The 20,089-nt window shown below is 72.5% G+C and carries 19 protein-coding genes; 6 read left to right on the top strand and 13 right to left on the bottom strand.

Annotated features, from left to right (window positions below):
• Positions 1-168: 168 nt before the first annotated feature.
• Positions 169-1,014, bottom strand: coding sequence for an NAD(P)H-binding protein (locus ACFZCF_RS24980; RefSeq protein ID WP_391288892.1), 846 nt, complete (start codon positions 1,012-1,014; stop codon positions 169-171).
• 252 nt (positions 1,015-1,266) lie between these two features.
• Here ACFZCF_RS24980 and ACFZCF_RS24975 point away from each other — a divergent pair, with 252 nt between their 5' ends.
• Positions 1,267-1,659, top strand: coding sequence for a winged helix-turn-helix transcriptional regulator (locus tag ACFZCF_RS24975; protein ID WP_388449414.1), 393 nt, complete (start codon positions 1,267-1,269; stop codon positions 1,657-1,659).
• Between the two features lie 279 nt (positions 1,660-1,938).
• On the opposite strand, the gene ACFZCF_RS24970 is transcribed toward ACFZCF_RS24975, so the two are convergent.
• Positions 1,939-2,937 (bottom strand): ScbA/BarX family gamma-butyrolactone biosynthesis protein, encoded by a 999-nt coding sequence (locus ACFZCF_RS24970; RefSeq protein ID WP_391288889.1) that lies wholly within the window; start codon positions 2,935-2,937, stop codon positions 1,939-1,941.
• Positions 2,938-3,249: 312 nt separating this feature from the next.
• On the opposite strand from ACFZCF_RS24970, the gene ACFZCF_RS24965 reads away from it, so the two are divergent.
• A complete protein-coding gene (locus ACFZCF_RS24965; protein WP_391288887.1) occupies positions 3,250-4,032 on the top strand; it encodes a response regulator in 783 nt (260 codons plus the stop codon).
• A 117-nt stretch (positions 4,033-4,149) separates the two neighbouring features.
• Complete coding sequence (locus tag ACFZCF_RS24960) at positions 4,150-4,776, top strand: ScbR family autoregulator-binding transcription factor (RefSeq protein WP_388449417.1); 627 nt, start codon at positions 4,150-4,152, stop codon at positions 4,774-4,776.
• Here the strand turns inward: ACFZCF_RS24960 and ACFZCF_RS24955 are convergent.
• The 3 genes from ACFZCF_RS24955 to ACFZCF_RS24945 form a co-directional block, all read right to left on the bottom strand.
• Positions 4,765-5,397 (bottom strand): TetR family transcriptional regulator, encoded by a 633-nt coding sequence (locus ACFZCF_RS24955; protein WP_391288885.1) that lies wholly within the window; start codon positions 5,395-5,397, stop codon positions 4,765-4,767. The two genes, ACFZCF_RS24960 and ACFZCF_RS24955, sit on opposite strands and share 12 nt — an antisense overlap.
• Positions 5,398-6,469: 1,072 nt before the next feature.
• A complete protein-coding gene (locus ACFZCF_RS24950) occupies positions 6,470-7,798 on the bottom strand; it encodes a TRAM domain-containing protein (RefSeq protein ID WP_391288883.1) in 1,329 nt (442 codons plus the stop codon).
• A gap of 67 nt (positions 7,799-7,865) precedes the next feature.
• Positions 7,866-9,917: an APC family permease gene (locus ACFZCF_RS24945; protein WP_388449422.1), complete on the bottom strand. Its 2,052-nt coding sequence runs from the start codon at positions 9,915-9,917 to the stop codon at positions 7,866-7,868.
• Positions 9,918-10,151: 234 nt separating this feature from the next.
• Here ACFZCF_RS24945 and ACFZCF_RS24940 point away from each other — a divergent pair, with 234 nt between their 5' ends.
• Entirely contained in the window at positions 10,152-10,820 is a 669-nt protein-coding gene (locus tag ACFZCF_RS24940; protein WP_362185874.1) for a TrkA family potassium uptake protein, read from the top strand.
• Complete coding sequence (locus ACFZCF_RS24935; RefSeq protein ID WP_388449423.1) at positions 10,820-11,494, top strand: potassium channel family protein; 675 nt, start codon at positions 10,820-10,822, stop codon at positions 11,492-11,494. The genes ACFZCF_RS24940 and ACFZCF_RS24935 overlap by 1 nt, the downstream gene beginning before the upstream one ends.
• Before the next feature lie 454 nt (positions 11,495-11,948).
• On the opposite strand, the gene ACFZCF_RS24930 is transcribed toward ACFZCF_RS24935, so the two are convergent.
• From ACFZCF_RS24930 to ACFZCF_RS24895, 8 genes are all read right to left on the bottom strand, one after another.
• On the bottom strand, positions 11,949-12,692 hold the full coding sequence (locus tag ACFZCF_RS24930; protein ID WP_391288880.1) for a DUF3159 domain-containing protein: 744 nt from the start codon (positions 12,690-12,692) through the stop codon (positions 11,949-11,951).
• 3 nt (positions 12,693-12,695) lie between these two features.
• The gene (locus ACFZCF_RS24925) at positions 12,696-13,094 is read right to left on the bottom strand and encodes an OB-fold nucleic acid binding domain-containing protein (RefSeq protein ID WP_381860680.1); all 399 of its coding nucleotides are present in this window, start codon (positions 13,092-13,094) and stop codon (positions 12,696-12,698) included.
• 45 nt (positions 13,095-13,139) lie between these two features.
• Entirely contained in the window at positions 13,140-13,826 is a 687-nt protein-coding gene (locus ACFZCF_RS24920; RefSeq protein WP_388449425.1) for a response regulator, read from the bottom strand.
• A gap of 133 nt (positions 13,827-13,959) precedes the next feature.
• Positions 13,960-16,506 (bottom strand): ATP-binding protein, encoded by a 2,547-nt coding sequence (locus tag ACFZCF_RS24915; protein WP_391288878.1) that lies wholly within the window; start codon positions 16,504-16,506, stop codon positions 13,960-13,962.
• A gap of 142 nt (positions 16,507-16,648) precedes the next feature.
• Entirely contained in the window at positions 16,649-17,377 is a 729-nt protein-coding gene (locus tag ACFZCF_RS24910; RefSeq protein ID WP_388449427.1) for an ABC transporter ATP-binding protein, read from the bottom strand.
• 251 nt (positions 17,378-17,628) lie between these two features.
• The gene (locus ACFZCF_RS24905; RefSeq protein ID WP_388449428.1) at positions 17,629-18,396 is read right to left on the bottom strand and encodes a DUF3710 domain-containing protein; all 768 of its coding nucleotides are present in this window, start codon (positions 18,394-18,396) and stop codon (positions 17,629-17,631) included.
• Between the two features lies 1 nt (position 18,397).
• A complete protein-coding gene (dut, locus tag ACFZCF_RS24900) occupies positions 18,398-18,910 on the bottom strand; it encodes a dUTP diphosphatase (protein ID WP_388449429.1) in 513 nt (170 codons plus the stop codon).
• Entirely contained in the window at positions 18,910-19,494 is a 585-nt protein-coding gene (locus tag ACFZCF_RS24895; RefSeq protein ID WP_388449430.1) for a PaaI family thioesterase, read from the bottom strand. The genes dut and ACFZCF_RS24895 overlap by 1 nt, the downstream gene beginning before the upstream one ends.
• A 57-nt stretch (positions 19,495-19,551) precedes the next feature.
• Here ACFZCF_RS24895 and ACFZCF_RS24890 point away from each other — a divergent pair, with 57 nt between their 5' ends.
• Positions 19,552-20,058, top strand: coding sequence for a DUF3093 domain-containing protein (locus tag ACFZCF_RS24890; RefSeq protein ID WP_388449431.1), 507 nt, complete (start codon positions 19,552-19,554; stop codon positions 20,056-20,058).
• Positions 20,059-20,089 lie beyond the last annotated feature (31 nt).

The raw sequence follows: 20,089 nt of genomic DNA, 5'->3' as shown, positions 1-20,089 counted from the left end.
CATCCCCGGTCGCGAACGGGCTCCGACCTGCGCACGGTGCGGCGGAGGCCCGCACGGCGGGACGCCCGGGGTGCGGGCTCGGCCCTCGGCCACCGGGCATCCGCCCGCCGCGGGGGCGATCGCGGCGGACCCGCGGTGGCGGCTCCGTGTCCGGTCCTCCCGGCATCCCTACGTGAAGGCCGGGACGGCGCGCGCGGCCCAGTCGCCGAAGGAACGGGCCGGGCGGCCGAGGACCTTCCGCACGTCGAGGCTGACCTCCTGCTCGACGGGGAGCGGCTCGCCGAGGACGTCCAGGGTGCCCTCGACGACGGCCTCCGGCATGACCGCGGACATGACCTCGGCGGCCTGTTCCCGGGTCAGCTCCACGTAGGTCACCTCCTCGCCGAGGGCCTCGGAGAGCAGGGCGACCTGGCGGCGCGGGTCGACGGCCTCGGGGCCGGTCAGCACGTAGGTGCGGCCGTCGTGGCCGTCCTCGCGGAGGGCGACCGCCGCGACGTCGGCGATGTCCGCCGGGTCGACGACGGGCAGCGCGATGTCGCCGAAGGGGTGGAAGACCCGGCGGCTGGTGCGCACCGACTCGGCCCACGCGAAGGCGTTGGAGGCGAAGCCGCCGGGCCGCAGGATGGTGTACTCCAGGCCCGACGCGCGCACGGCGGCCTCGAACTCGCGCAGGCGGTGGTGCGAGGGGGTGTCCGAGCGGGTGCCGGCGAGCTGGGAGGAGACGAGGACGACGCGCTTGACTCCGGCGCCCTTCGCGATGTCCAGCAGGTCGGTCGCCGGCTGCCCGGGGCCGTTCTGCTCGCCGGCCAGCAGGATGAAGAAGGCGTCGGCCCCTTCGAGGACCGGCTTCATGCCGGCGAAGTCGCCGAGCGAGGCCTGGACGAAGCGGACGCCGTCCGGGAGGCCGGCGGGCCGGGCGCTGCGCGACACCGCCACGACTTCCTCGCCGGCCTCGGCCAGGGCCGCGACCAGCGGGCGTCCGATGTTGCCGGTGGCACCGGTGACGACAATCATGAACAGCTCCCTGTATCGGGGTGGTTGGGGTGAGTTCACCGCTGCCGGGGAGACCGGGCGCACGGGTTCGGACAGCACGTCCGCCGTCACGTCGCGGAAGCTAACACCCGCGGACCAGTGGGTACCTAGAGGAAAGCGACTCACCCCCAGGTCCCCGCCGTACGCGGCGACAGGGCCGTCACCGTCGACAGGGCCGTCACCGTCGATAGGGTGAGCACCCGGAGGAGAACGACGTCCCGAAAGGTGACCGCCTTGCCGAGAAGCCTTGCCGACACCCGCGCGGCGGAGCAGGCGTGCCCCATCGCTCCGGTCGTGGACCTCGTCTTCAGCCGCTGGACCACGCCCATCCTCTGGACCCTCCACACCCACGGCGTCCAGCGCTTCGTGGAACTGCACCGGAACATCGGCACCATCACTCCCAAGGTGCTGACCCAGCGGCTGCGCCAGATGGAGCGGGACGGCCTGGTCCTGCGCACGTACCACCCGGAGGTGCCGCCCCGCGTGGAGTACGAGATCAGCGACCTGGGCCGGAGCCTCGCGCCCCTGTTCGCCTCCCTCGCCGACTGGTCGGCGGAGCACCTTCCCGAGGTGGAGCGGGCACGGCGGGCGTTCGACGGGGCGGAACACCCGGCCACCGCCGGTTGAACCGCCTGCCGCGCACGTCTCGGCGCCGGCCCGCGGAAGACCCCGCCGCAGGGCTCCACGGGGGCCGGCAGGCGGCCGGTGGCAGTCTGCGATGCCGCCGGGCCGGGGGGCCGGATCCTCGCCGAGAGCTCCGGGCCCGACGGCCCGTCCATCGGGCCCGGAGCGGTGGGTGCGCCCCCGGGGCGGTACGTCGCGGTGCCGACGTCCGTCCGACGGAGCCGTCCCCCGAGTCGACGGCGTACTCGGGGACGTGCGCGCCTGCCTCGTCGCGGACGTCGGTCAGCGGTTCCGCGGGGACACGACCAGGTCGGTGGTGAAGACCGGCTTGTCCCGCTGGATCCCTTCCACCCTCACCAGTACGTCGTCCGGGCGATCACCCGGAAGGGTCCGGGCCTCGATCCAGCAAGGCGCCTCGAACTCGGCGTAGGAGGTGAAGGTGCTCTTCAGGCCGAGCACGAGCGCGTCGGGAAGGCCGGTGACCGCGTGCGCGGCCTGCCGGGCGGCCTCCAGCAGGACCATGCCCGGGACGTGGTCCACCGGGTGGTCGAAGTAGGTCGGGTGAGCGGTGTCGACCCGCAGTTCCCAGCGGTCGACGGCGCCCGGGGCGGGCACGCCGAGCACGACGTGCCGGGGGCTGGTGTGCCCCACGAGGGCCGGCTCGACGGCCGGGGGCACCGGCCGGTCGCTGTGGGTGGGGGTGCCGCCGCGCAGTCGCCGGAACACCTGGGGGCTCATGCACCGGAAGGAGGCCTCCGCGGTGCCGAGTCTCCTGCCGTCCCGCTCCACGGCGACGACGTACCCCATGGAGGACAGCGCTCCGTTGCGGCGGACGATGTCCCGGCACTCGGTACGGAGGACGATCTCCGTAGGGGTGCCGCCCGCCCTGAGCAGCTCGGGTTCGAGCGAGACGGACATGTCCCGCATCAGGAACTGGTGGCCGAAGGGCACGTCGAACTCGGCGTGGGCGAGGAGCGATCCGACCTGTCTGACCGACTCGACCAGGAGCAGTGGGTCCTGGTAGTCGTCGTCGCGGGCGAACAGGGAGTGGCTGCGCGGCCATTGGGCGCGGACAGCGAACGCCTCGGCACCGCCCTGCGGGCCGACGGCGTCCCATCCCGTCAGGAAGACCTCGGAGACCGCGGCGCGGTGCACGTACTCCCGCGGGACCGTCGACGTCAGGCGCTGCGCGGGGACCCGGAGTAAGGCCTGCTCGACCACCGGGGCCGGTCCCGTCCGCCTGACCCGCGTCGTGGACGACTGCTCAACGAAGTGCGGCATGTAGGGCTCCTGTCGTATGCGGGCAGGGGACACCTACGGCACGCCGTCGCCCCCCGCTGCGGCAAACCTTCCGGGAGACAACATACAGACCGGTCTGCGTGGTCCCCATGAAGTTCTCCCCGAATCCCGAACCCGTCGTCACAGTGAGTCACCAAAGAGGAGCACCTCCACCGCTCCTCAAGGTGCCCTCACCCACCGAACCCTTGACACGCAGGGGTGGAACCCTCTTGACATTCAGACATGTCTGTTTGTTATCGTCCTCACGCCGACTGCGGCGCCTCAGCCGCTGCGGCCACGCCTCAGGAGGAACAGATGAATCGGCAGGCCGTGGATCTCCTCGCTCCACCGACCGGACGCCCGCGCCCGCGGCACCCGCAGGGCGCCCCCTCCCGGCTCCACTTCACCTCCTCCCTCGCCCCTCTCGGCCAGAAGGGCCTGCGTGTCCTCGTCGTCGAGACCAACACCCGCGACGCCATCCTGCTCCGCCAAGGCCTGAGCAGTCAGGGGTACGTGACGCAGAGCGCGAGGAACGGCGCCCAGGCGCTCCGTCTCCACCGCGACGCCGACCTCGTCCTGCTCGACCTCGACCTGCCGGACCTCGACGGCCTCGCGGTGTGCCGGGGCATCCGCACCGTCAGCGAGACGCCCATCATCACGGTGACCGCGCGCGACTCCGAGCTCGACCGGGTCCTCGGCCTGCGCGCCGGGGCGGACGACTGCCTCGTCAAGCCTTACGGCTTCCGGGAGTTGCTGGCCCGGATGGAGGCCGTCATGCGGCGGGTCCACCGTCAGACCTCGCCGGCGCGCGTCGCCGCCCACCAGGGCCTGCGCCTCGACGCCGACGCGCGGACGGCCACTCTCGACGGCGAACCGCTGGACCTGACCCGCAAGGAGTTCGACCTGCTGTTCCTGCTCGCCTCCCAGCCGGGCACGGTGATCTCGCGCCGCCAGATCATGGCCCAGGTCTGGGGGGACGTCGGATCCGCCCAGGGCCGCACCATCGACACCCACGTGGGAACGCTCCGGGGCAAGCTCGGCTCCAGCGAGTGGATCCACACCGTCCGGGGCATCGGCTTCCGCCTCCGGTGCCCGTGACCGGGCCGCACACGGCCGCCCGGCGACGCTCCTCCCCCGCCGCCCGCCACACCGCCGCGTTCACGTTGCGTTAAAGTACAGACAAGTTTGTCAAAAACTTCGCGGCGAGAGAGTGGAATGGCTAAACAAGAACGGGCACTGCGGACGCGTCACGCCATCCTCACCGCCGCGGCGGAGCTGTTCGACGAGCGCGGTTACGACTCGGCGAGCACCACCGACATCCTCGCCCGGGCCGGCCTCACCCGCGGGGCGCTGTACCACCACTTCCCGTCGAAGGAAGCCATCGCCCTCGCCCTGCTCGACATGCACGTCGACGCCCTCGAGGTGGAGGAGCAGCCGGTGAAGCTCCAGAGCCTGATCGACCTGACCTTCAGGTTCGCCCAGCAGCTGCAGCGTGATCCCGCCCTCCGCGCCAGTGTCCGCCTCTCCGTGGAACAGTCCTCGTTCACCGCCGTCCAGACCGGTTACGAGCAGTCCATCGAGGTCATACGGAACCTCCTGCGGCAGGCCATGCAGCAGGGCGAGATGCTGCCCGGCCTGGACATCGACGAGGCGACGCTCTTCATCGTCGGCGCCTACACCGGCGTCCAGACCATGGACCAGGCGTACAGCGGGCGCGCCGACCTGATCGACCGGGTCGGCGCCCTCTGGCGGTTCGTCCTGCCCGGCCTGGCCACGCCGGGCCTCATCAGCCGCCTGCGGACCACACCGCCGACGCGCGCCCCGCGGCCCTCATCTGACTGAGGGCCACCCGGAACCGCCCGGCGCCGGCACCGAGGGCGCTGTCCGCCCCGCCCCACGCCCCTCCGCGGCCTCTCCGGGCTCGAACAGCGCCTGAAGCACGGGCCACAGCCGGTCCACACTGTGCCCTTCCCACCACTTGGGGTCGCTGCGCCCCTGGGACTCCACGCCCGCGGCGAGCAGCACGGCGAGGTCGGCGAGGTCCTCCCCCGGGAACGCCGTCCGCCGCCCGGAGAGCACGAGACGCTCGTGGAGCATGGCCAGCATCTGGTCCCGCAGCCGGGGCGACCGGAACGTCCCGTCGCCCGCGAGCTTCATCCCCGCCCGCACGAGCGGGTCCGTGCGCAGCGACTCGCCCAGGGCGACGAGGAAGGTCCGTAAGGCCTCCGCCGACTCCCGGCTGAACGCCTCGTCCATGAGCACGACGATCCGGTGGTGGGCTTCCTCGTACACCGCGGCGGCCAGCATCGCGGTGGAGGCGAAGTGGTGGTAGAGCGCCCCCCTGCTCACCCCGGCCCGCTCACAGACGTTGACCAGTCCCGCGTCCGCGGGCGGCCCGTCCGCGACCAGCTCGGCCATGGCCCGCACAAGGGCTTGCCGGGTCCGGTGCGACCTGGTCTGCATGGGCCCTCTTTTCATGACATCGGTCGAATCTGCTACCCCCGGGCGTGAAAGCCACGCGGAATCATACAACACTGCCTCTTATGAGCCGCTCGCCCTCATCCACCGCTCCAGCAGGGCGCGTTGAACGGCTCCCCGACCCGCTACAAAGCCCTTTTGCTCCCCCACCTCTCCCCGAGCCACCCCTCCCCCACAGAAAACAAAACAGGTAAGTCGGTTTATCCCGCTCCCTCAGAGACCCCCTCACGCCTCCAAGGTGACCACCGACTGAACCCCACGCTCCGCACATACCGTCTCCACCTCCTCTCCTTTCTCCAGAGGAACTCAAGGAGGACTCCAGAATTCCGAGCCGCCGAAGCGAGGACGTCCGAGAAAGCCTCTCCCCCGAGCACGGCCGAAGAGGAAGGGTGATCGTCCACGACGAACAGCGAGGCGACCCGCCGCTTTGCAACCGCGCAGGAGAAAGGCTTACTTCACCGGCCGCCAGGAGGATCTGATTGAAGCCCGGCCTGCCCCACCCCCCGACGCCCGAACCATCGACAGGCCCGTTCCACAAGCAGTGCGGCAAGCCCCCTGAGTAGCCGCGTTTCAGGGAGATCGCACGGATCAGCAGGTGCGACACGGGGCGCAGGGGCGAAGTAGCGGGCTCCGGACCAACCACGCCGGGGCGTCGGCCTCCTGCACGCAGGGCAAGGGGGAGGCCGCTGCCTGCCGCTGCGTCACCGTCGCCGCCGTGAGCGATGCGCTCGTGCCACAGAAGAACACCCTCACTCGGAGGAGGTCGCCGCCCCCAGCAGCACCGGGAGGACCTTCTGGGCGAACCGAGCCCGCTGTTCATCGCGTGTACGCGCGCGATGGGACACCTCACACGTCCACGGCCCTCACTCGTCCCTGGCGACCGGGCGGAGGCAGACGGTGCAGGCGTCGATGAGGCCCCCGCGGGCGCGTGCGCCCACCCCTTCCGCTCACCACGCGGGAGGGCCGGATTCCGCGTGGCCCTCCCGCCTCAGACGTGCGTCACCCCGGTCGGCCCCAGCCCACGCCACCCCTCACGGACAACCGGAAGAACGGCGGCTCAGCGACCCTTGTCGGCAGGCTCCAGAATCGCCACGCACTCCACATGGTGCGTCATCGGGAACAGGTCGAAAGCGCGCAGGGTCCTGACCCGGTAGCCGCGTTCGGCGAAGTAGGAGAGGTCGCGGGCGAGGGCGGCCGGGTCGCAGGCGACGTAGGCGATGCGGCGGGCGCCGAGGCCGGCGAGGTGGTGGACGGTCTGCTTGCCGGCGCCGGCGCGCGGGGGGTCGAGGACGATGAGGTCGACCTCGGTGATGCCGGTGCGCGGGAGGACCGACTCGACCTTGCCCTGTTCGACGCGGACGCGCGGGAAGGCGGCCAGGTTGTGGCGGGCGTCCTCGACGGCGCGCTTGCCGGACTCGATGCCGAGGACCGCGCCCTGCTCGCCGACGCGGTCGGCGAGGGCTCCGGCGAAGAGGCCGACGCCGCAGTAGAGGTCGAGGGCGGTGTCGCCCTTGCGCGGGAGGAGGCCCTGCATGACGGCCTTCATGAGGGTGTCGGCGGCCTTCGGGTGGACCTGCCAGAAGCCGCCGCTGCCGACGCGGTGGGTGCGCTCGTCGGCGCGCTCGCGGACGAAGGCGCGGCCGTGGACGCGGTGGACGCCGCCGTCCTTCTCGTCGACGCGCAGCACCGAGACCGGCTTGTCGAGCTCGACGAGCGGAAGGCGGGCGCCGGGGCGGGGGGTGAGGATGACCTGGCGGTCGTGGGAGCCGGAGGCGGCGATCGCCTCGACGGTGGCCATGCCCTCCCAGGTGCGGGCCTCGATGCCGAGCTCCGAGACGCCCTGGGCCGCGATCATGCAGTGGTCGATGACCTCGACCTCGTGCGAGCGGTGCTTGCGCAGGCCCGCGCGGCCGTCGGCGTCGATGGCGTACTGGACGCGGGTGCGCCACTGCGGGACCTCGCCCGCCGGGAGCTTGTCGCCCTCCGCGGGGACGACGGTGCCGTCCCAGCCGGCCTCCTCCGGGGTGAGGCCCGCGAGCCGCTTCAGCTGCTCGGCGATCACCTCGCCCTTGAGGCGGCGCTGGGCGCCCGGCTTGGCGTGCTGCCAGTCGCAGCCGCCGCACTTGCCGGGCCCGGCGAAGGGGCAGGGCGCCTCGATGCGGTCCTTGGAGGCGTCGAGGATCTCGACGGCGTCGGCGCGCAGGAAGCGGCTGCTCTCGTCGCCCTCGGTGACGCGGGTCCGGACGCGCTCGCCCGGCAGCGCGTGGCGCACGAAGAGGACGCGGCCCTCCTCCGTCCGCGCGATGCAGTGGCCGCCGTGGGCCACCGGGCCGACCTCGACCTCGTACTCCTCCCCGATCAGGGACTTCACAGGGGTGTTCTGCATGATCGGGGACTCCAGAGCCAGAGGGGGGAGGAAAAGCGGGCTGCTGTTCGGACAGCAGCCCACCAGTCTAGTTGCTCTTCCCGGCCGATTCCTTCCTGGCCTTCTCGACCGGTCCGCGGCGGACCGAGCCCGGCGCGTTCCAGTCCTGGCGCTTCCGGGCCCGGCGCTTGGCGGCCTCGGAGGACTGCAGCTGGTAGGGGACGGAGGTGACCATGACGCCGGGGGTGAAGAGCAGCCGGCCCTTGAGGCGGAGCGCGGACTGGTTGTGGAGCAGGTGCTCGTACCAGTGGCCCACGACGTACTCGGGGATGTACACGGAGACGGCGTCGCGCGGGCTCTCCTTGCGGAGGTTCTTCACGTACTCGATGACCGGCCGGGTGATCTCGCGGTACGGCGAGTCGAGGATCTTCAGCGGCACGTTGATGCCGCGCCGCTCCCACTCCTCCCGGAGCGCCTTGGTCTCCGCCGGGTCGACGTTGACGGTCAGCGCCTCCAGCTCGTGGGCGTGCAGCAGCTTCGCGTAGGCGAGGGCACGGAGGGTGGGCTTGTGGAGCTTGGAGACGAGGACGATGGAGCGGACCCTGGAGGGGCGCACGTACTCGTCGGGGCGCTCTTCCGCGGCGGCGATCTCGGCGGCGACGGAGTCGTAGTGGCGGCGGATCGCGGTCATCGTCACGTAGAAGATCACCATGCCGAGCAGGGCGACCCAGGCGCCGTGGGTGAACTTGGTGGCGAGGACGACGACGAGGACGAGGCCGGTGAAGAAGGCGCCGAAAGCGTTGATCGCGCGGGAGCGGATCATGTGGCGGCGCTTGGCCGGGTCGCGCTCGGTCGTCAGGTGCCGGTTCCAGTGCCGCACCATGCCGATCTGGCTGAGCGTGAAGGAGACGAAGACGCCGACGATGTACAGCTGGATGAGGCGGGTGGAGTCCGCGCCGTAGACCCAGACGAGGAGGGCGGCGGCGCCCGCGAGGAGCACGATGCCGTTGGAGAAGGCGAGCCGGTCGCCGCGGGTGTGCAGCTGGCGCGGCAGGTAGCGGTCCTGGGCGAGGATCGAGCCGAGGAGCGGGAAGCCGTTGTACGCGGTGTTCGCGGCCAGGAAGAGGACGAGCGCGGTGGCGGCGGCGAGCAGGATGAAGAAGAACGTGCCGTCGCCGAAGACGGCGGCCGCGACCTGGGAGATGACCGGGTCCTGGACGTATCCCTCGCCGACCGGGACGCCGTCGAGCAGCAGGTCCTCGGCGGGCTTCTCGGCCATCCGCACGTCGGTGGCCCCGGCGAGGAAGATGATGCCGCAGAACATGGTGACGGCGAGGCCGCCCATGAGCGCGAGGGTGGTGGCGGCGTTCTTCGACTTCGGCTTGCGGAAGGCGGGGACGCCGTTGGAGATGGCCTCGACGCCGGTGAGGGCCGCACAGCCGGAGGAGAAGGCGCGCAGCAGCAGGAAGACCAGGGCGAAGCCGGCGAGTCCCGGGTGCTCCGGCTTGATCTCGAAGTCGGCCGTGGGGGCCTTCATGGTGTCGTCGAGGACGATGCCGCGCCAGGCGCCCCAGGCGATCATGCAGAAGACGCCGAAGACGAAGACGTACGTCGGAACCGCGAAGAGGCTGCCGGACTCCTTCACGCCGCGGAGGTTCATCACGGTGAGGAGGACGATGACGCCGACGGCGCAGGCGACCTTGTGCTCGACGACGAAGGGGATCGCGGAGCCGAGGTTCTCGATGCCGGAGGAGATCGACACGGCGACGGTGAGGACGTAGTCGACGAGCAGGGCGCTCGCGACGGTGAGTCCGGCCTTCGGTCCGAGGTTCGTGGTCGCGACCTCGTAGTCGCCGCCGCCGCTCGGGTACGCGTGCACGTTCTGCCGGTACGAGGCCACGACGGTGAACATCAGGACGACCACGGCCAGCGCGATCCACGGGCTGAAGTGGTAGGCCGACAGGCCGGCGACGGAGAGGACGAGGAGGACCTCGCCCGGCGCGTACGCCACCGACGAGAGGGGGTCGGAGGCGAAGACGGGGAGGGCGATCCGCTTGGAGAGCAGGGTCTCCCCGAGCTTGTCGCTGCGCAGGGCCCGCCCGATCAGGATCCGTTTGGGCACATCGGTCAGTTTGGACACAACAGAGGATCGTAAGCGTTCGAAAAGAGCCATCCTCACCGCGACCCCCAATCCATACGGAATCTTTCCGGGGGCCCTCGGATGCGGTCCCGTTCCGCGTTGCGGCTTAAGCTCGGACCGGGCAACCCGGCAGGGCGTTGCCCGCCACGGCCCGGGCCGATCGGGCGAGGAAAGTTGTGAGCAGGGTGTTTTCGCAGGTCAGCAAGGCGATCAGGAGTGCGGGGTAACGGGGACGTGCACATCGTCATCATGGGCTGCGGGCGAGTGGGAGCCGCTCTCGCGCAGACCCTGGAGCAGCAGGGCCACACGGTCGCCGTGGTGGACCAGGACCCGACGGCTTTCCGCCGCCTGGGCTCCGGCTTCGGAGGCCGGCGCGTCACCGGTGTGGGCTTCGACCAGGACACGCTGCGCGAGGCGGGCATCGAGGAGGCCGGTGCGTTCGCCGCGGTGAGCAGCGGTGACAACTCCAACATCATCGCGGCCCGGGTGGCCCGCGAGATGTTCGGCATCGAGAACGTGGCCGCGCGGATCTACGACCCCCGGCGCGCCGAGGTCTACCAGCGCCTGGGCATCCCCACCGTGGCGACGGTCCGGTGGACCGCCGACCAGATGCTGCGCCGGCTGCTGCCGTCGGGCGCGGAGCCGCTGTGGAGCGACCCCAGCGGCGGTGTCCAGCTCGCCGAGGTGCACACCTCGCCCTCCTGGATCGGCCACAAGATCAGCCGGCTGCAGGACGAGACCGGCGTGCGGGTCGCCTTCCTCACCCGGCTGGGCGAGGCGGTCATCCCGAGCTCGCAGACGGTGCTCCAGGAAGGCGATCTGGTGCACGTGATGATGCGGACCGACGAGATCGCGAAGGTCGAGGCGGCCTTCGCGGAAGGCCCCGAGGAGGGCGGTCACTGATGCGGGTCGCGATTGCGGGCGCGGGCGCGGTGGGCCGTTCCATCGCCGGCGAGCTCCTGGAGAACGGTCACGAGGTCCTGCTCGTCGACAAGGCGCCGACCGCCATCTCGGTGGAGCGGGTGCCGCAGGCGGAGTGGCTGCTCGCCGACGCCTGCGAGATCACCTCGCTGGACGAGGCGGCGCTCCAGCGCTGCAACGTGGTCATCGCGGCCACCGGCGACGACAAGGTGAACCTGGTCGTCTCGCTGCTCGCGAAGACCGAGTACGGGGTGCCCCGGGTGGTCGCCCGGGTGAACAACCCGAAGAACGAGTGGCTGTTCAACGAGTCCTGGGGCGTGGACGTCGCCGTCTCCACGCCGCGTCTGATGTCGGCCCTGGTGGAGGAGGCGGTGAGCGTCGGCGACCTGGTCCGGCTGCTCCGCTTCAGCCACGGCGACGCCAACCTGGTGGAGCTGACGCTGCCGCCGGAGTCGGCGGTGGCCGGTACGCAGGTGGGCGAGGTCCCCTGGCCGCAGGACACCTCGCTGGTGACGATCATCCGCGGTTCGCGGGTGCTGACGCCGAGTCCCGAGGAGACCTTGGAGGCCGGCGACGAGCTCTTGTTCGTCGCGGCGCAGGCCCGCGAGGAGCAGCTGGAGGAGCTCCTCCAGGTCCGCCGCGAGCCGACGGAGTAGCGCCACCGCACCGTACGCGGAAGGGCCCGGGACCTGCGCAGGTCCCGGGCCCTTCCGCGTACGGCCGCGACCGACACGGCCGGCGGCCCGGGCGTCGCTACGGCCCCGGGGCCGGGCAGCCGTACGGCCCCGAGCGACGCTCCCGGACCGGGGTCCGCCACGGCTCGGGAGCCGGGCCGGATCGGGTCAGGTCAGGTCAGGTCAGGTCAGGTCAGGTCAGGTCAGATCAGGTCGCACCGGGTACGGCCCGGTGCCGGATCGGGCTGCGGTACGGGCCCCGGCCCGACCGGAGCACGGTACGGCCCCGGGCCCGACGAGGTCACGTGCCGACACGGCCCCGGCCGGCCCGGATCAGGCCTCGGTGCGGCCCTCGGCCGAACCGGATCACGCGTCGGTACGGCCGTCCCGGCCGGCGGCGGATCGGGCGCCGCGACGGCGCCCCCGCGCGAGCGGGTCAGGCCTCGGAACGGTTCGCGGCCGCGGCCTCGCGTTCCTTCTCGGCCTTCTCCTCCGCCTCCATCTCGGCGAAGACGTCGATCGGCGGCGGCGCCTTCGCCAGGAAGACCCAGGTGAGGTAGACCGCGAGCAGGAAGGGCGGGATCTTCAGGGCGACGAGGACCCAGCCGAGCTGGGTGGTGTCGGCCCACCAGTAGAGCGGGAAGAGGATCGCGCACTTGGCGAGCAGGATCAGGCCCCAGGCCCAGCTGGCCTTCGCGTAGGCCTTCTTGCGGCCGGGGTTCCGGGTCCGCCAGGAGAGGTTCTCCTTGAAGACGGGGCCGAGGATGAGGCCGATCAGCGGGACGCCGGCGAGCGTGGTGACGATGTACGCGAGACCGAGGCCCAGCGTGTACAGCATGCCGGGCAGGTAGAAGTCCTTGGCGTTGCCGGTCATCATCGCGAAGACGACGCCGAAGCCGACGCCGAAGACCCCGCTGAAGGCGTGCTTGACCGTGTCGCGGCGGGCGAGCCGGACGACGACGAGCAGGAGGGAGACGGCGAGCGCGGCGATGGCCGAGCTCTTCAGGTCCTTGTTGATCGTGTAGATCGTGACGAAGAGCAGTCCGGGCAGGACCGTCTCGACCATGCCGCGGACGCCGCCGAACGCCTCGAAGAGCGCGGCCTCGGTCACCGCCCTGTCGGTCCGGGCGTCCTGATCCGGGGTCGGGGGTGCGGTGGTCGGCTTGTCGACGGACGTCACCGGCTACTCCTGTCCGAGCGGTCGGAGCTCGTATTTGGGGTTGAAGAGGACCCGCCGGCCGTGGCTCATGGAGATCCGGCCGGAGGCGATCAGCTTGCGGCCCGGCTCGATGCCCACGATGGAGCGCCGGCCCAGCCAGACGACGTCCAGGGGTGCCGTGCCGTCGAACAGCTCGGCCTCGAGCGCCGGGACACCGGCCCTGGGGCGCAGCGTGACCGTGCGCAAGGTACCAGTGACCTTGACTATCTGGCGGTCGTCGCAGTCGGAGATCCGCGTGCAGCCCGAGGCGGCCGTGTCCTCCTGGAGCTCCTCCGACTCCAGGTCCTCCGGCGAGGAGGAGAGCCGGTCGAGCATCCGGCGGAACCGGCCTGCCGGCCTGTCGGTACGGGGTGCAGCACTCATACCCAAAAGCGTACCGGCCGCGGCCTGGACGGGAGCGGGCCCGTCTCAACGTTCGAAGCGGTACCCCATGCCCGGCTCGGTGACGAAGTGGCGCGGGTGCGAGGGGTCGGTCTCCAGCTTGCGGCGCAGCTGGGCCATGTAGACCCGCAGGTAGTTGGTCTCGGTGCCGTAGGAGGGGCCCCAGACCTCCTGGAGGAGCTGCTTCTGGCTGACGAGGCGGCCGCCGTTGCGGACCAGGACCTCCAGGAGGTGCCACTCGGTCGGGGTGAGCCGGACGTCCCGCCCGTCGCGGTGGACCTTCTTGGCGGCGAGGTCGACGGTGAAGTGCTCGGTCTCGACCACGACGACCCCGTCCTCGGCGCCGCCGACGGGCTCGGCGCGGCGGACGGCGGCGCGCAGCCGGGCGAGGAGCTCGTCCATGCCGAAGGGCTTGGTGACGTAGTCGTCGGCGCCCGCGTCGAGGGCCTCGACCTTCTCGTCGGAGGTGTGGCGGGCGGAGAGCACGATGATCGGGACCCGGGTCCAGCCGCGCAGCCCCTTGATGACGTCGACGCCGTCGATGTCGGGCAGGCCGAGGTCGAGGACGACGACGTCGGGGTGGCGTTCGGCGGCGAGCTTGAGGGCGGTGGCGCCGTCGGGGGCCGAGTCGACCTCGTACTTCCGCGCCTTGAGGTTGATCACCAGGGCGCGGACGATCTGTGGCTCGTCGTCGACCACGAGGACCCGGGTCATGGCGGGGGCCTTCCTTCTCTGGAGCTGTTCCTGCTGTACGGAGGCGGCGCGGGCGTTCCACGGGGACTTCCGCGGGAGGGGTACGGGACGGGGCGCGGGGGTTCGGCGCGGGTACGGGGCGGAGGGCGGGGGCTCAGCCCATGGTGCGGGCCGGCAGCCCGGCGGCGGGCGGCGGTGCGGTGCCCCCGGCGGCCCGGAGGGTCAGCACCATGGTGAGGCCGCCGCCCGGGGTGTCCTCGGCGCTGAGGGTGCCGCCCATGGCCTCCACGAAGCCGCGGGCGACGGCGAGCCCGAGGCCGACGCCGGAGCCGCGCGGGGCGTCGCCGAAGCGCTGGAAGGGCTCGAAGATGCCGTCCTTGGACTCGTCGGGGACGCCGGGGCCGCGGTCGACGACCCGGAGTTCGACCCGGTCGCCGAGGGTGCTGGCGGTGACGGCGACGGGGACGCCGTCGGGGCTGTAGGTGACGGCGTTCTCGACGATGTTGGCGACGGCCCGTTCGAGGAGTCCCTTGTCGACCTCGACCATCGGCAGGGTCTCGGGGACGTCGGCCTCGGCGCTGCCGTCCGGGACGCCGCCGAGGGCCATGGGGACGACCTCGTCGAGGTCGACGGCGCGGATCAGCGGGGTGACCGTGCCGGTCTGGAGGCGGGACATGTCGAGGAGGTTCCCGACGAGGTGGTCGAGGCGGTCGGCGCCGGCCTCGATGCCCTCCAGGAGCTCGGCCCGGTCCTCCTCGGACCATTCGACGTCGTCCGAGCGGAGGGAGCTGACGGAGGCCTTGATGCCGGCGAGCGGGGTGCGCAGGTCGTGGCTGACGGCGGCGAGCAGGGAGGTGCGGATCTTGTTGCCCTCGGCCAGCTTGCGCGCCTCCTCGGCCTCGCCGACGAGCCGCTGCCGGTCGAGGACGACGGCGGCCTGGGCGGCGAAGGCGCCGAGCACCCGGCGGTCCTCGGCGGGCAGGACCCGTCCGCTGAGGGCGAGGGCGAGGTGGTCGCCGACCGGCATGTCCACGTCGGCGTCCTCGGGCCGGGCAGCCGGGTGGGGCCCGACGGCGGCGGCCCGCTGCCAGGGCTCGGCGCCGTCGGCCCGTTCGAGCAGGGCGACGGACTCCATGGAGAAGGTCTCGCGGACCCGTTCCAGAAGGGCGTCGAGGCTGGTCTCGCCGCGCAGCACGCTGCCTGCGAGGTAGGAGAGGACCTCGGACTCCGCCCGCAGCCGGGCGGCCTGGTGGGTGCGGCGGGCGGCGAGGTCGACGACGGAGGCGACGGCCATCGCGACGCCGAGGAAGACCGCGATGGCGACGATGTTCAGTGGGTCGGCGATGGTGATCCGGTGGATCGGCGGGGTGAAGAACCAGTTCAGGAGGAGGGAGCCGACGGCCGCGGAGGCGAGCGCCGGCAGGAAGCCGCCGAGCAGGGCCGAGCCGACGGTGAGCGCCAGGAAGAGGAGCATGTCGTTGGCGAGGCCGAGGTCGGCGTCGGTGTGGGTGAGGAGGAGCGCGAGCGTCACCGGTCCGGCGACGCCGACGAGCCAGCCGCCGAGGATCCGGGAGCGGCCGAGCCGGGCGCCGCGGGCGACGGGGAGTCCCCGGCCCTTGGCGACCTCGCCGTGGGTGACGATGTGGACGTCCAGGTCGGGGCCGGACTCGCGGGCGACGGTCTGGCCGACGCCGGGCCCGAGGACGTACTGCCAAGTGCGGCGGCGGCTGGAGCCGAGGACGATCTGGGTGGCGTTGACCCCGCGGGCGAACTCCAGGAGGGCGGTCGGTATGTCGTCGCCGATGACGTGGTGGAAGGTGCCGCCGAGGTCCTCGACGAGGGTGCGCTGGACGGCCAGCTCCTTCGGCGAGGCGGCGGTGAGGCCGTCGCTGCGCGCTATGTAGACGGCGAGGACCTCGCCGCCCGCGCCCTTCTCGGCGAGCCGGGTGGCGCGTCGTATCAGGGTGCGGCCCTCGGGGCCGCCGGTGAGACCGACGACGATCCGCTCGCGGGCCTGCCAGGTGGAGCGGATGTTGTGCTCGCCGCGGTACTGCCGGAGGTACTCGTCGACCCGGTCGGCGGTCCAGAGGAGGGCGAGCTCCCGCAGGGCGGTGAGGTTGCCGGGGCGGAAGTAGTTGGAGAGGGCGGCGTCGACCTTGTCGGAGGTGTAGACGTTGCCGTGGGCCATGCGGCGGCGCAGGGCCTCGGGCGACATGTCGACCAGTTCGATCTGGTCGGCGCGGCGGACGATCTCGTCCGGGACGGTCTCCTGCTGCCGGACGCCGGTGATCGCCTCGACGACGTCGCCGAGGGACTCCAGGTGCTGGATGTTCACGGTCGAGACGACGTCGATGCCGGCGGCGAGCAGTTCGGCGACGTCCTGCCAGCGCTTGGAGTTCCGTGAGCCGGGGACGTTGGTGTGGGCGAGCTCGTCGACGAGGGCGACGGCGGGACGGCGGGCGAGGACGGCGTCGACGTCCATCTCGGTGAAGACTCCGCCGCGGTGTTCGAGCTCGCGCCGGGGCACCTGCTCCAGGCCGTGCAGCAGCACCTCGGTGCGCGGCCGGCCGTGGTGCTCGACGAAGCCGACGACGCAGTCGGTGCCGCGCTCCACCCTGCGGTGGGCCTCGGCGAGCATCGCGTACGTCTTGCCGACGCCGGGCGCCGCGCCGAGGTAGATCCGAAGCTTGCCACGTCCCATGGACCGACCATACGTCCGGCCGATCGGACATTCCGCACCCGGAGGAGCACCCCGACGCGGTATTGACGTGATCCTGATGCCCGTCGGCGCGGTCGGCCCGCACCGGCCCGGCCGGCCTGAGCGCCGGCCGTCCCGCCGGGGCTCAGGCCTCGGCTATCTCCCCGTCGCGGAGTTCGAGGACCCGGTCGGCGAGGCCGAGGAGCTGGTGGTCGTGGGTGGCGACGAGGGCGGTGCAGCCCTCGCTGCGGACCACCGCCCGCAGCAGCTCCATCACGGCGAGGCCCGTCTCGGCGTCGAGCTGGCCGGTCGGCTCGTCGGCGATGAGCAGGGCCGGCTTGTTGGCGAGGGCGCGGGCGATGGCGACCCGCTGCTGCTGGCCGCCGGAGAGCTCTCCGGGGCGCTGGTCGGCGTGGTCGGCGAGGCCCACGAGGGCGAGCAGCAGGGCCACCCGCTCCTCCCGCTCGGCCGGGTCCGCCTTCCGCAGCCGCAGCGGGACGCCGACGTTCTCGGCGGCGGAGAGGATCGGCAGCAGGCCGAAGGACTGGAAGATGAAGCCGATGCGGTCCCGGCGCAGCTCCAGGAGTCCGTCCTCGCCGAGGGTGGAGAGGTCGGTGCCGTCGATGACGATCCGGCCGCCGTCGGCGCTGTCGAGGCCGCCGACCAGGTTGAGCAGGGTGGTCTTGCCGGAGCCGGAGCGGCCCCTGAGGGCGACCAGCTCGCCGCGCGGGATCTCGAAGGAGACGCCCTTGAGGGCGTGGACGGCGGCCTCGCCCTCACCGAACGTCCGGCGCAGCCCTTCGACCCGGATCATCGGCCCCCCGGCCGGGTCCTCGGCGACGGCCGTCGCGGACCGCGTGCTGTTCTCGCTCATCTGCGTCCCCCTCCTCGAACACCTGCGCAGTCCAGTATGGTCGGCCGCCCGCACCGGGGCCAGAGCCGGGAACCCCGACCCGACCCCGAAGTCCGGACGCCCCATCCCGCACTCCGGACGGGGGAGGACCCGTAGGGGAAGCGCGGGACCGGGGCGCGAAACGGCCGGTGGGCCGTCGCCCGTACGACGTGCGTACGGGCGACGGCCCACCGGACCGACTCCTTCCCGGGCCGCGACGGCCCCGGGGCGGGTCAGCGGATCTCGGAGATCTCCGGGCCGCGCTGGAGCTGGCCCATGCCGCCGGAGAAGCGGGACCCGGCCTGCTCCTCCTGCTGGACGCCGTCCGGCACCATCTGCGCGTCGTTCGGCAGCTTGAGGACGATCGGGTCGCGCGGGGCCATCGGGCCGTCGCCGCGGGCGACGACGGTGTCCCGGACGATCTGCTCCAGGAGGCCGGCGGCCTCGGGCTGCACCGCGCCCTGGCCGGAGATGACGCCGCGCAGGAACCAGCGCGGGCCGTCGACGCCGACGAAGCGCACGATCTGCACGCCGCGGTTGCCGTCGGGCAGCTGGACGGGGACCTGCGCGCGCAGCTCCCAGCCGAGGGGGCCCTCGACCTCGTCGATCGCGCCGCCCTGCTGGACGATGCCGGTGGCGATCTCCTCGCGGACCTCGCCCCAGATGCCCTCCTTCTTGGGCGCGGCGAACGCCTGGAGCTGTACGGCGCTGTCGCGCAGCACGACGGTCGCGGCGACGATCGCGTCGCCCGCCACCTCCACGCGGAGTTCCATGCCCTCGACACCGGGGACGTACAGGCCGCCGAGGTCGACGCGGCCCTCCTCGGGCTTCGCGACCTCGGAGATGTCCCAGGGACCGTCGGGCCGGGGCGCCGGCGGAAGGTTCACCTTGCGCGGCTGGTCGGCCGCTTCCGCGGAGTCCTCGCCGGCCACGGCGTCGACGACCTGCTCGGCCTCGCCCGCCGCGTCGGCGGCACCGCTCTTCTTGCGACGTCCGAACACGTCACTGTCCTTCCCGGTCGGATACGACCGAAGCGTATCGATTCCCACCCGTCGTGCCGTCCACGGCGGCATGACCGCCGGTGGACCCGAAGCCCCCCTCGGCCCGCGCCGAGCCGGGAAGCTCCGCCACCTCGTGGAAGCGCACCTTCTCGACCTGCTGGACGACCAGTTGGGCAATCCGGTCGAAGCGCTCGAACCGCACGCTCTCGCGCGGGTCGAGATTGACCACGATCACCTTGATCTCTCCACGGTACCCGGCATCGACCGTCCCTGGGGCATTCACGAGCGCGACTCCGCAGCGCGCGGCCAGTCCCGACCGCGGGTGGACGAAGGCGGCGTAGCCGTCGGGGAGGGCGACGGAGACCCCGGTGGGCAGCACGGCGCGCTCCCCGGGGGCGAGGACGGCGGCCTCGGTGGTGACGAGGTCGGCACCGGCGTCGCCGGGGTGGCCGTAGGCCGGGATGGGCACGTCCGGGTCCACCCGGCGGATCAGCACGTCGACGGGAGGGCGCATCAGGGGTTCACCTCGAAGGCGCGGGCGCGCCGGAGCTGGTCGGGATCGGCCATGGCGGCGCGGATCTCCTCCGGCCGGCCGTTGTCGATGAAGTGGTCGACCTTGACCTCGACGAACATGGCGTCGGCGCGGACGGCGACGGGTCCGTCGGGGCCGCCGATCCGGCCGGTGGCGGTCGAGTAGATCTTGCGGCCGTGGACGGCGGTGACCTCGGCCTGGAGGTGGAGGACGGTGCCGACCGGGACGGGCCTGCGGAAGTCGGTCTCCAGGCGGCCGGTCACGGCGATGACGCGGAGCAGCCAGTTCAGGGAGCCGAGGGTCTCGTCGAGCGCGGTGGCGAGCACGCCGCCGTGGGCGAGGCCGGGGGCGCCCTGGTGGTCGGCGGTCACGGTGAACTCGGCGGTGACGGTCACGCCCTCTCCCGCGCGCGCGTCCAGGTGGAGCCCGTGCGGCTGCCCGTCGCCGCACCCGAAGCAGTGGCCGTAGTGCGAGCCGAGTGCCTCGCCGGGGGCGGGCGCGTCGGGGTGCCGGGTCGGCGCCACGGCGTCGGCCGGCGGGGTGAGGGCGGCAGATGTTGCAGTCACAGGCCCAGACCTTACCCGCGCGGCCGGGGCCGGGTCGCGCCGTGCCAAGCTGGACGCATGCAGCCTTCCGCCTCGTCTCCCGCCCCCTCCCCCGAGTCCTCCGCGTCCCCGGCGGCGCCGCGCTTCGACGAGCGGCTGACCGTGCCCGGTTCGTGGTGGGTGATCGTCGTGCTGCTCGCGCTCTCCGGCGGTCTCGTCACCTTCCCGCTGGGAACGGTGCCGACGCTGGGCGGGCTGATCGTGGCGGGCGTCGCGGCCGGCGTCGCGGTGTCCTCGTACGGCTCCGCCCGGATCCGGGTGGTGGCCGGTTCGCTGGTGGCGGGCGAGGCGCGGGTGCCGGTGTCGGCCCTGGGGGCGGTCGAGGTGCTGGACGAGGAGGAGGCGCGCGCCTGGCGCTCGCACAAGGCCGATCCGCGCGCCTTCATGCTGCTGCGGAGCTATGTGCCGCGGGCGGTGCGGATCGAGGTCACGGACCCGGCCGACCCGACGCCGTACCTGTACCTGTCGAGCCGTGACCCGGAGGGCCTGGCGGCCGCCGTGGAGGCGGTGCGCGGCGAGGCCTGAGCCCGGCACGGGGCCGCTCGCGCGGCCCGGG

Origin of the sequence: Streptomyces sp. NPDC007945 (assembly GCF_042958885.1) — a bacterium.
Lineage (GTDB): Bacteria > Actinomycetota > Actinomycetes > Streptomycetales > Streptomycetaceae > Streptomyces.
The sequence above is the reverse complement of the archived record's forward strand: the minus strand, read 5'-3'. Positions and strand labels throughout refer to the sequence as shown.